The organism is Psychroflexus salarius (assembly GCF_900129035.1).
Classification (GTDB): Bacteria; Bacteroidota; Bacteroidia; order Flavobacteriales; family Flavobacteriaceae; genus Psychroflexus; species Psychroflexus salarius.
Window position 1 is genome coordinate 90782 of sequence record NZ_FQTW01000004.1, and the last position, 14664, is coordinate 105445.

The 14664-nt window shown below is 33.4% G+C and carries 16 protein-coding genes; 9 read left to right on the plus strand and 7 right to left on the minus strand.

Annotation, left to right across the window (positions count from 1 at the left end; genetic code table 11):
- The first annotated feature begins 81 nt into the window (after positions 1-81).
- The 5 genes from BUB82_RS06460 (at position 82) to BUB82_RS06480 (ending at position 6240) form a co-directional block, all read left to right on the plus strand.
- Positions 82-903, plus strand: coding sequence for a glycogen/starch synthase (locus tag BUB82_RS06460; RefSeq protein WP_073192791.1), 822 nt, complete (start codon positions 82-84; stop codon positions 901-903).
- 1 nt (position 904) lies between these two features.
- Positions 905-2473 carry a BamH family beta-barrel-assembly machinery protein gene (locus BUB82_RS06465; RefSeq protein WP_073192927.1) on the plus strand — a complete coding sequence of 523 codons (1569 nt, stop codon included), beginning with the start codon at positions 905-907 and terminating at the stop codon, positions 2471-2473.
- Positions 2474-2495: 22 nt separating this feature from the next.
- Entirely contained in the window at positions 2496-4343 is a 1848-nt protein-coding gene (gene glmS, locus BUB82_RS06470) for a glutamine--fructose-6-phosphate transaminase (isomerizing) (protein WP_073192792.1), read from the plus strand.
- A gap of 101 nt (positions 4344-4444) precedes the next feature.
- Positions 4445-5953, plus strand: coding sequence for a F0F1 ATP synthase subunit beta (gene atpD / locus BUB82_RS06475; RefSeq protein ID WP_073192793.1), 1509 nt, complete (start codon positions 4445-4447; stop codon positions 5951-5953).
- 11 nt (positions 5954-5964) lie between these two features.
- Positions 5965-6240 carry a F0F1 ATP synthase subunit delta/epsilon gene (locus tag BUB82_RS06480; RefSeq protein WP_073192794.1) on the plus strand — a complete coding sequence of 92 codons (276 nt, stop codon included), beginning with the start codon at positions 5965-5967 and terminating at the stop codon, positions 6238-6240.
- Between the two features lie 46 nt (positions 6241-6286).
- Here BUB82_RS06480 and BUB82_RS06485 read toward each other — a convergent pair whose 3' ends face one another.
- Positions 6287-6781, minus strand: a complete 495-nt coding sequence (locus BUB82_RS06485; RefSeq protein WP_073192795.1) for a CvpA family protein — start codon at positions 6779-6781, stop codon at positions 6287-6289.
- A 43-nt stretch (positions 6782-6824) separates the two neighbouring features.
- Here BUB82_RS06485 and BUB82_RS06490 point away from each other — a divergent pair, with 43 nt between their 5' ends.
- From BUB82_RS06490 to BUB82_RS06500, 3 genes are read left to right on the plus strand one after another with little or no spacing between them, the layout of a single operon-like run.
- On the plus strand, positions 6825-7181 hold the full coding sequence (locus BUB82_RS06490) for a hypothetical protein (protein WP_200796293.1): 357 nt from the start codon (positions 6825-6827) through the stop codon (positions 7179-7181).
- 59 nt (positions 7182-7240) lie between these two features.
- Positions 7241-8263 carry a phenylalanine--tRNA ligase subunit alpha gene (gene pheS, locus BUB82_RS06495; RefSeq protein WP_073192796.1) on the plus strand — a complete coding sequence of 341 codons (1023 nt, stop codon included), beginning with the start codon at positions 7241-7243 and terminating at the stop codon, positions 8261-8263.
- Positions 8264-8265: 2 nt separating this feature from the next.
- A complete protein-coding gene (locus tag BUB82_RS06500; protein WP_073192797.1) occupies positions 8266-8661 on the plus strand; it encodes a hypothetical protein in 396 nt (131 codons plus the stop codon).
- Positions 8662-8667: 6 nt separating this feature from the next.
- Here the strand turns inward: BUB82_RS06500 and BUB82_RS06505 are convergent, their stop codons facing one another.
- Genes BUB82_RS06505 through BUB82_RS06525 form a run of 5 tightly spaced genes read right to left on the minus strand, consistent with a single transcriptional unit; the run spans position 8668 to position 12675 of the window.
- Entirely contained in the window at positions 8668-9567 is a 900-nt protein-coding gene (locus BUB82_RS06505) for a DMT family transporter (protein WP_073192798.1), read from the minus strand.
- A 16-nt stretch (positions 9568-9583) separates the two neighbouring features.
- Positions 9584-10624, minus strand: a complete 1041-nt coding sequence (locus BUB82_RS06510) for an NAD(P)H-dependent glycerol-3-phosphate dehydrogenase (protein ID WP_262501840.1) — start codon at positions 10622-10624, stop codon at positions 9584-9586.
- Positions 10625-10638: 14 nt separating this feature from the next.
- The gene (gene nadD / locus BUB82_RS06515; protein ID WP_073192799.1) at positions 10639-11226 is read right to left on the minus strand and encodes a nicotinate (nicotinamide) nucleotide adenylyltransferase; all 588 of its coding nucleotides are present in this window, start codon (positions 11224-11226) and stop codon (positions 10639-10641) included.
- Positions 11227-11228: 2 nt separating this feature from the next.
- A complete protein-coding gene (gene gmk / locus BUB82_RS06520) occupies positions 11229-11804 on the minus strand; it encodes a guanylate kinase (RefSeq protein ID WP_073192800.1) in 576 nt (191 codons plus the stop codon).
- Between the two features lies 1 nt (position 11805).
- Positions 11806-12675, minus strand: a complete 870-nt coding sequence (locus BUB82_RS06525; protein ID WP_073192801.1) for a YicC/YloC family endoribonuclease — start codon at positions 12673-12675, stop codon at positions 11806-11808.
- Positions 12676-12782: 107 nt separating this feature from the next.
- Between BUB82_RS06525 and lpxB the strand changes: the two genes are divergently transcribed.
- The gene (lpxB, locus tag BUB82_RS06530) at positions 12783-13898 is read left to right on the plus strand and encodes a lipid-A-disaccharide synthase (protein WP_073192802.1); all 1116 of its coding nucleotides are present in this window, start codon (positions 12783-12785) and stop codon (positions 13896-13898) included.
- Positions 13899-13968: 70 nt separating this feature from the next.
- On the opposite strand, the gene BUB82_RS06535 is transcribed toward lpxB, so the two are convergent.
- On the minus strand, positions 13969-14622 hold the full coding sequence (locus tag BUB82_RS06535) for a CoA transferase subunit B (protein ID WP_073192803.1): 654 nt from the start codon (positions 14620-14622) through the stop codon (positions 13969-13971).
- Positions 14623-14664 lie beyond the last annotated feature (42 nt).

Below are 14664 nucleotides of genomic sequence, written 5' to 3' on the forward strand. Positions count from 1 at the left end.
AGCTGCAAAGCTAATATTTTAGCATTAATCCACATAAAAATTTGTAAATTTGCAACTTTATAAATTAGCATTTAATACCTTATGAAAGATAAACGCATTCTTTACGTATCATCTGAAGTTGTTCCCTACTTGCCCGAAAACGACATTTCTTCTTTGTCTTTTGAAGCACCAAAAATGGTTAATGCTTCTGGTGGACAAACTAGAATTTTTATGCCGCGCTTTGGAAACATCAATGAGCGGAGACATCAACTCCATGAGGTCATTCGTTTATCAGGGATGAATTTGGTCATCAATGATTTAGACATGCCGCTAATTATTAAAGTTGCTTCGATTCCTAAAGAACGTATGCAAGTTTATTTCATTGATAATGAAGATTATTTTAAACGTAAAGCCACACTCACTGATGAAGATGGAGAACTATTTGAAGATAATGATGAGCGTGCTATATTTTTTGCCAAAGGTGTTATTGAAACCGTTAAGAAACTAAATTGGGCACCAGACATTATTCACGTTAATGGCTGGTTAGCATCCCTTTTACCTTTATATTTAAGACATTACTACGGCAACGAACCTTTATTTAAAGAATCTAAAATTGTAACATCTGTTTACAATAGGGATTTTGAAAACACGCTTGATCAAGATATGATCAAGAAAATTTTATTTGACGGTATTGACGATAATGCCGTTGAACATTTATCTTCACCAACTTACAATAACCTTTTAAAAACAGCCGTTGATAATTCAGACGGTATTATTTTTGGGAGCGAAGAAGTAAGTCAGGAATTAATAGATTATGTAGAGTCTAAAGAAATCCCTACGCTAGAATACAAACCTAGAGAAGCCTTTGCTCAAGCTTACCAAAATTTTTATTTGAGTGATATTTTAAATGAAGAAGTTGAATAATATGCAAAAAAAAATAGTTGGCAAATTAACCTTATGTCTTTTATTTATAAGTCTTTTGTCTTGTCAAGAAAATATAAGTGAATTAGGTGGTGGTTATATTAATAGTATAGAACTTCAACCAGCCTATGAAGTTGAAGAAATTACAGCATACAGTGAAAAAATCACAGCCATACAAACCAATTCACTCACCAACTATTTAATTGGTACTTATAACGACCCAGTTTTTGGGACTACTGAAAATACTATTTTATCTCAAATTAGACTTGCAACACCAAATGAAGATTTTGGAATGCAACCTGAGTTAGATAGCGTTATATTAAATTTACCTTTATATTTAACCCAAATTGATACCGACGAATTTGAGTTAGATTCGATTTTTGGAACTGGTGATTTCAAACTCAAACTTTACGAATCGAATTATTTTTTAAGAGAACTTGACCCTGGAGAAAACGGTGAATTTGATAATAACCAACAGTATTTTTCAAACCAAATTGATGAAATTTCGCCATTCATAGAAACTACGCCTTTTTTTGAATCTGAAACAATTAATCTAGACGAACTTAAAGAGAGTATTACTTTAATTGATAGGTCTGATGAAGATAATCCTGATACCACTTCAGTAAACCCTAGAATTAGACTAAAGTTACCGCTTGATTATTTCAATGAAAAAATCATGAGCAAAGCAGGTGAACAAGAACTAGTCAACAACAATAATTTTATTAATTATTTTAGAGGCATTCACATGGTCATTGAGCCTACAACACCTGAACCTCTGTTAATTAATTTAAACTTAAATACAGAACAATCAAACATCACGCTGCATTACAAAACAATGAGGCCAGGCATTTCACTAGATCCTGACGTTACTCCTGAGCCTGTTGAAAGTTTTGATGAATTAAGCCTAAATTTCTCAGGAATAAATGTCAATTTTTATGATAATCAATTTGCTGTAGATTTATCTAACCAAAATCAAAATCAAGGCGAAGAATACATTTATTTAAAAGGTGGTGAAGGTTCTTCAGGTGTTATTAACCTTTTTACAGGATTAGATTCTAATGGTGACGGTATTTCAGACCAACTTGAAGAATTAAGACAGAACCAATGGGTTATTAATGAAGCTAACCTCATAATGTACGTAAACGAAGATTTAGCCTCTTCTAACAAAAATATTGTTAATCGATTATTCATTTATGATATCGAAAACAATATTATACTCGAGGATTATCGCTTAGATCCAACGCTATCAGAAAATCCGGAAACCTCTGCGAGTATACATTTACCGCCACTTGAAGAAGACAGTGATGGAAATAAATTTTACAGGCTGAGAATTACAAATCACATTAATAACATAATTAACAAAGACTCGACCAATGTAGAACTCGGTTTATCTATCTCTCAAAATGTAAACATCACAAGAACACTAGATATTATTGATGATAGTGAAACATTTGAAAGTGTATTAGAAAGCTCTGCATTAAGCCCAAGAGGCACAGTTTTACATGGTAACAACTCACCTTTTGAAAATAAACGCCTTAAATTAAGAATCATTTACACAGAAACTGACAATTAACAACTAACTAATCTAACTAATTATGTGCGGAATCGTAGGATACATCGGACCAAAAGATGCATACGACGTTGTTCTAAAAGGTCTACAACGTTTAGAATACAGAGGCTATGACAGTGCAGGAATTGCCTTGTTCAATAATGACCAATTAAAGATTTGTAAAACCAAGGGTAAAGTCTCAGATCTTAACAATAAATGTAAAACCGAAAAAATTACCTCTGGTAAAATAGGTATCGGCCACACCAGATGGGCAACTCACGGTGAACCTAATGATATAAACTCTCATCCTCATGTTTCAAACTCTGGTGACTTAGTCATCATCCACAATGGAATTATTGAAAATTATGAACCTCTAAAAGAAGAGTTAACTAAGCGCGGTTATAATTTTCAATCTGAAACTGATACTGAAGTTTTAGTCAACCTAATTGAAGATGTTAAAACAAAAGAAAACGTAAAGCTTGGAAAAGCTGTACAAATAGCACTAAACCAAACAGTTGGCGCTTATGCAATTGCGGTATTTGACAAGAATAAGCCTAATGAAATTGTTGTAGCTAGACTAGGAAGTCCACTAGCTATTGGTGTAGGTGAAAATGAATTCTTTATCGCTTCAGATGCATCTCCATTTATTGAGTATACTAACAAATCTATTTATTTAGAAGATGGCGAAATGGCTGTTGTTAGATTAGGTCGTGAAGTTCGTATTAGAAAAATCAAAAACGATAAACTTGTAGATCCATATGTTCAAGAACTTCAACTAAATCTCGATCAAATTGAAAAAGCAGGTTACGATCACTTTATGCTTAAAGAAATTTATGAGCAACCAGATGCTATAAGAGACACTTATCGCGGACGAATGCTACCTCAAAAAGGACTCATTAAAATGTCTGGTATTAATGATAACATAGACCGATTAATGAATGCTAAACGAATTATAATTGTGGCTTGTGGAACTTCATGGCATGCTGGACTAGTAGCTGAATATATATTTGAGGATTTAGCCCGAATTCCTGTTGAAGTTGAATATGCCTCTGAATTCCGATACAGAAACCCTGTCATAAGCAAAGAAGATGTTGTTATAGCCATCTCACAAAGTGGCGAAACCGCTGACACAATGGCTGCCATTAAAATCGCTAAAGAAAACGGCGCTTTTGTATTTGGTGTTTGTAATGTTGTTGGGTCTTCAATTTCAAGAGAAACTCATGCAGGCGCATATACGCACGCAGGGCCAGAAATAGGTGTAGCATCTACCAAAGCATTCACAACACAAATAACGGTTCTATCATTAATAGCCCTTAAACTCGGCAAAACTAAAGGTGAAATTTCACAATCAGATTTTCACGCATATCTAAATGAGCTAGAGTTAATCCCTGAAAAGGTAGAAAAAACGCTGCTAACCAATAATATGGTCGAAAAAGTTGCAGAGGCCTATAAAAATGCAAAAAATTGCTTATACCTCGGTCGAGGATACAACTTCCCGGTGGCACTTGAAGGTGCACTTAAATTGAAAGAAATTTCTTACATACACGCAGAAGGTTATCCTGCTGCCGAAATGAAACATGGACCCATAGCACTTATAGACGAAATGATGCCTGTTATAGTTATAGCAACCAAAAAAGGCCATTACGAAAAAGTTGTGAGTAACATTCAAGAGATTAAATCTAGAAAAGGAAAAATTATAGCGGTAGTTACTGAAGGAGACACATCAGTTAAAAAAATGGCCGACCATATTTTAGAAGTTCCAGAGACTTTTGAAGCTTTAACACCATTGCTTACCACTATTCCACTGCAGTTATTATCGTATCATATTGCCGTGAAATTAGGTAAAAATGTTGATCAGCCAAGAAATTTAGCTAAGTCAGTAACAGTTGAATAAACAAATTTAAAATAGCAAATTCCAATCTTAATTTTATAAAATTAATATATATTTGCAAACCAAAAATAATAGTTTTTTAAAACACCATAAAACGCTTGATAATGTCTAAAATTACAGGTAAAATATCTCAAATCATTGGCCCAGTTATCGATGTTGAGTTCGAAAATTCAAAAGATTTACCAAAGATTTACGATTCCTTAGAAATCAACAGAGACAATGGTAACACATTAGTCCTTGAAGTTCAATCTCACGTTGGAGAAAACCTTGTAAGAACAATTGCAATGGATTCTGCAGATGGTCTTAAAAGAGGTACTGAAGTCGTTTCTACACAAAGCCCAATTCAAATGCCGATTGGACAAGATGTATATGGAAGATTATTCAATGTAACTGGTAATCCAATTGATGGTATGGAAGAATTACCAAAAAAAGGAAAAGATGGCTTACCAATTCACAGAGAAGCGCCTAAATTTGAAGATTTATCAGTTTCTACTGAAGTTCTATACACAGGAATTAAAGTTATCGATTTAATTGAACCATACGCAAAAGGTGGTAAAATTGGATTATTTGGCGGTGCTGGTGTAGGTAAAACTGTACTTATTCAAGAATTAATTAATAACATCGCTAAAGGACACGGCGGTTTATCTGTATTTGCAGGAGTTGGCGAACGTACTCGTGAAGGAAATGACCTACTTAGAGAAATGCTAGAATCTGGAATTATTAAGTACGGAGATGACTTTATGGAGTCAATGGAAGATGGCGGATGGGATTTATCTAAGGTTGATAAATCAGCTATGAAAGATTCTAAAGCTACTTTCGTTTTTGGCCAAATGAACGAACCACCTGGAGCTCGTGCGCGTGTTGCTCTATCTGGATTAACTATTGCTGAGTACTTTAGAGATGGTGCTGGCGATGGTCAAGGTAAAGATGTATTATTTTTCGTAGATAATATTTTTAGATTTACTCAAGCTGGTTCAGAAGTTTCTGCACTTTTAGGTAGAATGCCTTCGGCGGTTGGTTATCAACCAACACTTGCTACCGAAATGGGTGCTATGCAAGAACGTATTACATCAACTAAAAAAGGCTCTATTACATCAGTCCAAGCCGTTTATGTCCCTGCGGATGACCTTACTGACCCTGCTCCAGCAACAACCTTTGCTCACTTAGATGCAACAACAGTATTGTCTAGAAAAATTGCTGAGCTTGGTATTTATCCCGCGGTAGACCCATTAGATTCTACATCACGTATTTTAACAGCTGACATTTTAGGTGAAGATCACTATAACTGTGCACAGCGCGTTAAAGAATTATTACAACGCTATAAAGAATTACAAGATATTATCGCAATTCTCGGTATGGAAGAATTATCTGAAGAAGATAAACTTGCTGTTTCAAGAGCAAGACGTGTTCAACGTTTCTTATCACAACCATTCCACGTAGCTGAACAATTCACTGGTCTTAAAGGTGTTCTTGTTGATATCAAAGAAACTATTAAGGGCTTTAACATGATTATGGATGGAGAATTAGACCACCTTCCTGAATCTGCATTCAACCTAAAAGGAAGTATTGAAGAGGCTATTGAAGCTGGCGAGAAGATGTTAGCTGAAGCTTAAACCAAAATGATATGCAACTAGAAATTGTAACCCCAGAAAAAGTTATCCTTAACCAACAAGTTACTTCAGTTATTGCACCTGGAATAAGAGGTGAATTTCAAATTTTAGATCACCACGCACCTGTTATTTCTGCATTAACTAAAGGCGCTTTAAAATTAAGTGACGATGTAAAGTTAGATGATAAAATTGCCGATTTATTTCATAAAAAAGGAAATAAATTTCACTTTAATATTTCTGGTGGTGTTTTAGAAATGAATAATAACAAAGTAATTATTCTTACGGACTAATTACATATGTTAATCAATTTAAAAGCTCGCTTACAGCGGGCTTTTTTTATGCTAATAATTGAAATATTTGTGGCATAATAGACTTGTAAATATCACGAGAAACCAGATAAACAATAGAAGTTTCTAAAAATTCGGGTAAGTCTTTACGGTCAAGTAAACGCATACCATAATCTATAACCACGTTTAGAAATAACAAAAATAAGCCTAACTTTAATAGACCAAACAGACCACCTAATAAACGATTAAACAAACTTAACGCTGCAATATCAAGCAACTTAGTAACTAACCTTCCAATCAAGTTTATTATTATCGCTACAACTACAAAAACAAGAATAAAAGAACTTAAATCTAATAATTCACTTGACCAGTCAACATAAGTAGATAAATAATCATCAGAAACTAGGTCATAAAAATTATACGCTAGAAACAAAGCTAAAAAAAGTGCTAATAAGCCAGTTAATTCAAGTACAAGTCCGCGTTTAAAACCTTTATAAACAACAAACAAAGCTAGTAATGCTATAATAATATCGAAAATATTCATGTGGTAAATATACTAATTTGATACAAAGCCATAAATTTGCAAAATGATAGGAGATGAACAATTAAAACTTCGCTGGAACACTCTAGTTAAAAAACTTTCTGCACAATTTGCTGATGGAGAAACACTAGATCTTGACGCAATTATTTATTTAGTTGGCGTACAAGAATTAGGACAACCACATTTAAAGTTTAAAAAAGATGACAAAGTTAACCTCATGCATATTGCCATCTGTAAGTTATTAGAACCTTATGGCTATTATGAATTTGACTTTGTAGATGATGATGGCTGGCCACATTATAAAAATATTTCAAAATTACCTGCTTTAAAATCTGGTGAACAAAGCGTGTTGATGAAAGAAGCTATTGTAAATTATTTTATTAATCGAGATTACATTAACTAAACACAACATAAGATTTTTAATTTTTATACTTTTGCCAACTGATTTTAGACTTCAAAAAAATGATTGACCAGATTAAAGAACATGTCGAGAAAGTAAAGCAGTTTACGGCTAAAACTGAAGATGAATTAGAACAGTTTAGAATTGAGTATCTCGGTAAAAAAGGGATATTAAATGCTTTTTTTGCAGAATTTAAAACTATACCAAACGAAAATAAAAAAGACTTTGGTCAAGCTATAAATGAGCTCAAGCAAACTACCAATCAAAAAATAGAAGATCTGAAGGCTTCATTCAAAGCTCAATTAGATGAGAAAGGCATTTATGGTGACCTAAGCCGACCTGCTGAAGTAATTGAAATTGGTTCAAGACATCCGATTTCTGTTGTTAAAAATCAAATTATTGAAGTTTTTTCAAATATTGGATTTAATGTTTCAGAAGGCCCAGAAATTGAAGACGATTGGCATAATTTCTCAGCTTTAAACCTGCCTGAATATCACCCAGCACGTGACATGCAGGACACTTTTTTTATTCAGACCAATCCTGAAGATATTTTGCTGCGAACACATACTTCAAGTGTTCAAGTAAGATATATGGAAAACAATAAACCACCGATTAGAACTATTTCACCAGGACGTGTATTTCGTAATGAAGATATTTCAGCACGATCACATTGTATTTTTCATCAAGTTGAAGGATTATACATAGATAAAAATGTTTCATTTAAAGACCTTAAACAAACACTTTCGTATTTCACAACGCAGTTGTTTGGTAAATCTAAAATCAGGCTAAGACCTTCTTATTTTCCATTTACAGAACCAAGTGCCGAAGTCGACATTTATTGGGGACTTGAAACTGAAACTGACTACCGTATTACCAAAGGAACTGGCTGGCTAGAAATTATGGGATGTGGTATGGTAGATCCTAATGTGCTTAAAAATGTTGATATAGACCCTAATGAGTATTCTGGTTTTGCATTCGGTATGGGAATTGAAAGAATTGCAATGCTACTTTATCAAGTTGAAGATATTAGAATGTTTTATGAAAATGATATCCGTTTTTTAAAACAGTTTAAATCAGTATTGTAAAGATGAGGAAAGATATATCAATTCCAGAAGTTAGTGGTGTTAAGGTGGCTGCTATTTTAGAAAATGATGAAACCTTAGAAGATAAAGTCTGGACAGTATATTTAATTAACCAAAACAAAAGCGATTTGGAAACTGTATTAATTGTCTCTGAAGGTAATTCTGAAACCCAAAAAACCTCAACTTTACGTAAAAAAATAGATATCTTACCAGCTCAATCCATTGCTAAAATTGAATTTCTTCAAGATGAATTACTAGCGTTTGAGAATAAGTTTAAAGTCAGTTACTTTTTAAATCATACACTTTATCATAAAGACTTTATATTTGAAGCAAATAGTATTAGTGAAAAGCAAGCAACTCAACTTCAACTCATTGATAAAATTGGTGTTTTAGCACAATAACTTCAACTAAGTTTTAATCTTAGCTGCTTTTTTATAATTCATCAATATAATTGCTGAAAGTATTAAAATAATTCCAATCCATTTCGTTAAATTCTGATCTTCGTTTAACACAAAATATCCCATTAAAACAGCAACAGGTAGTTCAATTGATGAGATAATCGCACCTAAACCAACATTAATTTTTGGCATTCCAGCGGTAAATAATAAAGGTGGTAAAATAGTGCCAAACAAAGCTAAAACTGGCGCCCAAAGTTTGAAAATTCCAAAATCAAAATCACCTTTTATACTCACTAATGTGTAGATTATGGCAATAAATAAACCACCAAGCATCATCCACTTACTGCGGGTAATTGAGTGATACTGAAGTGCCACGCGGTTAGATGTAAACATAGTAACTGTATAAGATAATGCGGCTAAAAAACCGTAGGCAATACCAACAAGGTCTACTTTTTGGTCTTCGATTAATAAATCTGCAGCAAGTACTGTTCCTATTAAAATTAGGCCAACCGAAAATAATTTTCTTTTGGTAGGCTTAACTTTATTAATAAGCCCATCTATAACAACTCCAATCCATACACTTTGCATTAATAATACAATACCAACTGAAACTGTGATGGTTTGAACAGCTAAATAATAAAAAACACTTGTAAAGCCTAATGATGTTCCTGACAAGATTAAAGACAAAATAGACTTTTGCCGAACAGATTTTGACTCGATTGGTTTTGATTCTTTCTTTATAAACAGATTAAGAATAACTAAAGCTATAAAACCTATTAAAAGCTGAGAAAAAGTCACTTCATAAGTCGTATAATTATCTTGATAGGCTAATTTCACAAAAGTGGTTAGCAAACCATAGCAAGATGCAGCCAGGGCGACTAAAAATGCGCCGTTAAATATTTTGTTCATGTGTATTTTTTGAGAATTAACTTAGCTTATCGGCTAATTTGGTAAACACTTGTTTTGGATTTTTCGTTTGATACAACACTTTATAAACAGCATTGATAATTGGTGTTTTTACCTTCTTTTTGCCATCTTTATGACTTATATCAAAAGCACTTTTGGTAGCATAATAACCTTCAGCAATCATGCTCATCTCCATTTGTGCACTTTTTACAGTATAGCCTTTACCAATCATATTTCCAAATAAACGGTTTCGGCTAAAAACTGAATATCCTGTAACAAGCAAATCTCCTAAATAGGCCGAATCATTAATGTTACGCTTCATTTTGTAGCGTTTTTTAATAAAGCGTTTCATTTCTTTTATGGCATTACTCATCAATACACTTTGAAAATTATCACCATAACCTAAACCATGAGCAATACCAGCTGCAATAGCGTAAATATTTTTCAATACAGCCGCATATTCTGTACCGATAATATCTTCAGAAACATTGCATTTAATGTAATCGCTACTTAAAAAATGGGCAACTGTATTGGCGTGATTTTCATTAGCACAAGCTATGGTTAAATAAGATAATCGTTCAAGAGCAACTTCTTCAGCATGACATGGTCCTGTAATAACGCCAATTTTTTCAAATGGAATTTGGTAACGTTCATTAAAATGCTCACCAACTAACAAATGACTTTCTGGTACAATGCCTTTAATAGCACTAAACACGATCTTATCGCTAAAAGGCGCTGTAATTTTATCCAATTCATTTTGCAGAAATGCTGATGGCACAACAAAAATTAATATATCTGATTGCTCAACGACTTTATTAATTTGGTTGGTTAATTTTAATTGATTTGTATCAAATTCAACTGCACTCAAATAGTTTGGGTTATGACCTTCTTTTAAGATATGCTCAATTGCAGTTTCATTGCGCATATACCAATTGACTGCATGTAAATTTTCACATAGCATTTTAACTATTGCAGTAGCCCAGCTACCACCGCCAATAACACCAAAATTAGGGTTTGGCGTCTGTAATACTTGTTTTATATCGGTTGTTTGGTCTGTCAAAATAAAGCGTGTTTTTATGTTCTATAAAAATTCATCTCGTCAATATATTGCCAAACTTTAGCAGGCAACAGTGGTTCTACCACTTTATCCTCTTTAATAGATGAACGAATTAATGTTGATGATATTTCAATCACAGGCGTATTTGTCATCACTATTTTAGGGTGATTTTTAAACTGCTCAGGAATATTGCCTTTAGACAATCTTGGACAAACATAAATAGAATGATGATCTATGATGTATTCCCAATTCTTCCATTTATGAAAGTGATTTAAATTATCTTCTCCCATAATTATAGAAAAATCACGATTAGGATATTGATCACTTAGTTCTGCTAAAGTTAACGCGGTGTAATTAGGTTGAGGCATTTTAAATTCAATATCGCATGGCTTTAGATAATCGTAGGCTTCAACGGCTTGATAAACCATTTCTAAGCGATGGTGATTATCCAGCAAATTGGTTGATTTTTTAAATGGACTTTGCGGGGTGACAACTAGCCAAATTTCATCTAAATCTGTAAACTGAGCTAAATGATTGGCAATAATTAAATGACCAATATGAAAAGGATTAAATGTCCCAAAATAGAGTCCGACTGCCTTTTTCATGATTAATTAATGTAATTATAAACCAATTGGTAAGCCTCATCAAGTGCATCATCTAAAACTTCATTTATAATGGTATAATCAAATTGTGGCGCTGTTGCCATTTCAATTGAAGCTTTTGCAACTCGCATATTAATTTTATCATCAGTTTCGGTTTTTCGTTTTTTTAGACGAATTTTAAGTTCCTCAATACTTGGCGGTTTCACGAAAACTGCTAAAGTTCGGTCAGGGTAAATTTGTTTAATATCTAAACCGCCAACCACATCTATATCAAACACAACATGTTTACCTTTTGCCCAAATTCGCTCGACTTCAGCTTTAAGTGTACCATAAAAATTATCTCGATAGACTTCTTCCCACTCTAAAAAATCATCATTTTTAATATGTTGCTTAAATTCTTTTAAGCTCATAAAATAATAATCTTCACCATGTATTTCATGACCACGAGGTTCTCGAGAAGTTGCTGATATTGAAAAATCTAAATTTAATTCTTGTTGAGCAAGTAAGTGTCTGACAATCGTGGTTTTACCTGAGCCTGAAGGTGCCGAAAATACAATTAGTTTTCCTTTAAAATCACTCATATTATAACACGTTTAAAAGCTGCTCTTTGATTTTTTCAAGCTCATCCTTCATCTTAACTACTAATTTTTGCATCGGTGCGAAATTAGATTTTGAGCCAATAGTATTAATTTCACGTCCGATTTCTTGACAAATGAAATTAAGCTTTTTGCCATTAGATTCTGCTGTATTCATCGTTTTAAAAAAATAGTCAAGATGGTTATCAAGTCGGGTTTTCTCTTCTGTAATATCATATTTTTCAAGATAATACATCAATTCTTGCTCAAAACGATTTTGGTCAACATCTACTTTCAAGTCTGTCACTGCTTTATGCAAACGTTCACGAACCTTATCAATACGTTCAGGATCAATAGCTTTTACTTCAGTTATTAACGACTTTAAGTTTGAAATTCGTAGGTTAAAATCTTGCTCTAAAGCTTTTCCTTCATCATTTCTGTGCAGGATCAATTGTTCTATGGCAGACTTAAATGTTTCCTTAACTGCTTCAGCTTCTGCAGGGTCAAGTTCTTTTTTTTCATTCACTAAAGCCTCAGGTAAATTTATTGCAATAGGAAGAAGATCTTTAAAGTTTAGCTCGTCGCCTTCAGTTGAAATAGATTTTAGTTGCTGAACATAAGCTTGCACAGCCTTGGTGTTAATTTCAGTTGAAGTTTCTCCGGTTTTAGATTCAACATGAAGAGAAACATCTACTTTCCCTCGGTATAAGTGTTCGCTTATTAAGTTTCTGAGTGGCATTTCAAGTTCGCGATACTGCGAAGACATGCGTAAATTAACATCTAAATTTTTACTATTTAAAGACTTAAGCTCAACACGAATAGTTTTGTGGCTCAGCTCGGTTAAGCTTTTGCCGTAACCCGTCATTGATTGAATCATACCCTGAATTTAAAAATTAACTTACAAATGTAAAAAAACTAAAACTAAGCAACGACAAATAGTGCTATATGCCGCAAATATTTTAATTTCGTTAGTTTTACAGATATATGAAATATTATATTATTGCAGGTGAAGCTTCTGGCGATTTACACGCGTCTAACTTAATTAAGGCGCTAAAAGTTGAAGATCCACAAGCTCAATTCAGGTTTTGGGGTGGCGATTTAATGGCTAAAGCTGTGCAATCTAAACCAGTAAAGCATTATCGTGAGTTAGCTTTTATGGGATTTGCAGAAGTTCTTCTCAATATCAGAACAATTTTTAAAAACATTAAATTTTGTAAAGCTGATATTGCCAAGTACCAACCTGATGTGATTATTTTTATTGATTATCCTGGATTTAATATGCGCATTGCTCAATGGGCAAAACAAAAAGAAATTAAAACTTTTTATTACATCTCTCCACAAATTTGGGCATGGAAAGAGAATCGGATTAAAAAAATTAAGCGTGATGTTGATCAAATGTTTGTGATTTTACCTTTTGAAAAAAGTTTTTATGAACATAAACACAATTTTAAAGTCCATTTTGTAGGCCATCCTCTACTTGATGCTATTGCTCAATTTAAACCAGACACCTTAGAAGCGTTTAAAGAAAAGCATCAACTTGATGACCGTGAAATTATTGCTATTTTACCTGGAAGCAGAAAGCAAGAAATAAGTAAAATGCTAAGCACAATGCTCAAAATGCCCTCACAATTTAAAGACTATCAGTTTGTAATTGCTGGAGCACCTAGCCAAGAGAATAGCTTTTATAAGCAGTACACACAAAAAGAAAACATCTCATTTGTAGCTAACGAAACCTATAACTTGCTCTCGCATGCCAAAGCTGCCATGGTAACTTCTGGGACAGCAACATTAGAAACTGCTTTATTTGAGGTGCCTGAAGTTGTTTGTTACAAAGGAAATGAAATTTCATACCAAATTGCAAAACGCATTATCACCTTAAAATATATTTCTTTAGTCAATTTAATTATGGATGCTGAAATTGTGACTGAATTAATTCAAAATGATTTTAATGAAGTACGACTTAAAGAAGAGTTGAAGCTTCTACTAGAAAACTCACGAGCAGAAGAACTAAAAAAAGATTATAAGCATTTAAAAGAAGCTCTAGGAGGCGTTGGTGCTAGCCAAAAAACAGCCCAATTAATGGTTGGTTTATTAAAATAAAAAAGCCTCAACTCATCTGTTGAAGCTTTTCTTTAAGACTTTTAGTGATATTAAGTGTAATCTAACTTAATTAAAATTTCATTTCAGGCACATCACCTTCAACAATTAAATCACCTTCCGTGGCCTTTTTAATTTCTTCAACACTTACGCCTGGCGCACGTTCTATCAATTTAAATTGACCATCAACAATATCTAAGACTGCCAAATTTGTAACAATTTTGGTTACACATTTCACGCCAGTTAAAGGCAAACTACAGGATTTTAACAATTTAGATTGACCAGCTTTATTAGTATGCATCATTGCAACGATGATATTTTTTGCCGAACCTACCAAATCCATAGCGCCACCCATACCTTTTACCATTTTGCCTGGTATTTTCCAGTTGGCAATATTACCATCTTGTGCAACTTCCATCGCGCCAAGAATTGTTAAATCGACATGTTGACCGCGTATCATTCCAAAACTCAAGGCTGAATCAAAAAAACTAGCGCCCGGTAGAGCTGTAATGGTTTGTTTACCAGCATTAATTAAATCAGCATCGACTTGTGTTTCAGTAGGAAAAGGTCCCATTCCTAAAATCCCGTTTTCACTTTGAAATTCAACTTCAATATCATCACGCACAAAATTAGCCACCAAAGTAGGAATCCCGATACCTAAATTTACATAATAACCGTTTTTCACCTCTTGAGCAATGCGTTTTGCAATTCCGTTTTTGTCAAGCATATATTTAATGTATTTTAATTCTTTAATTAAAAGTCTAGTTGT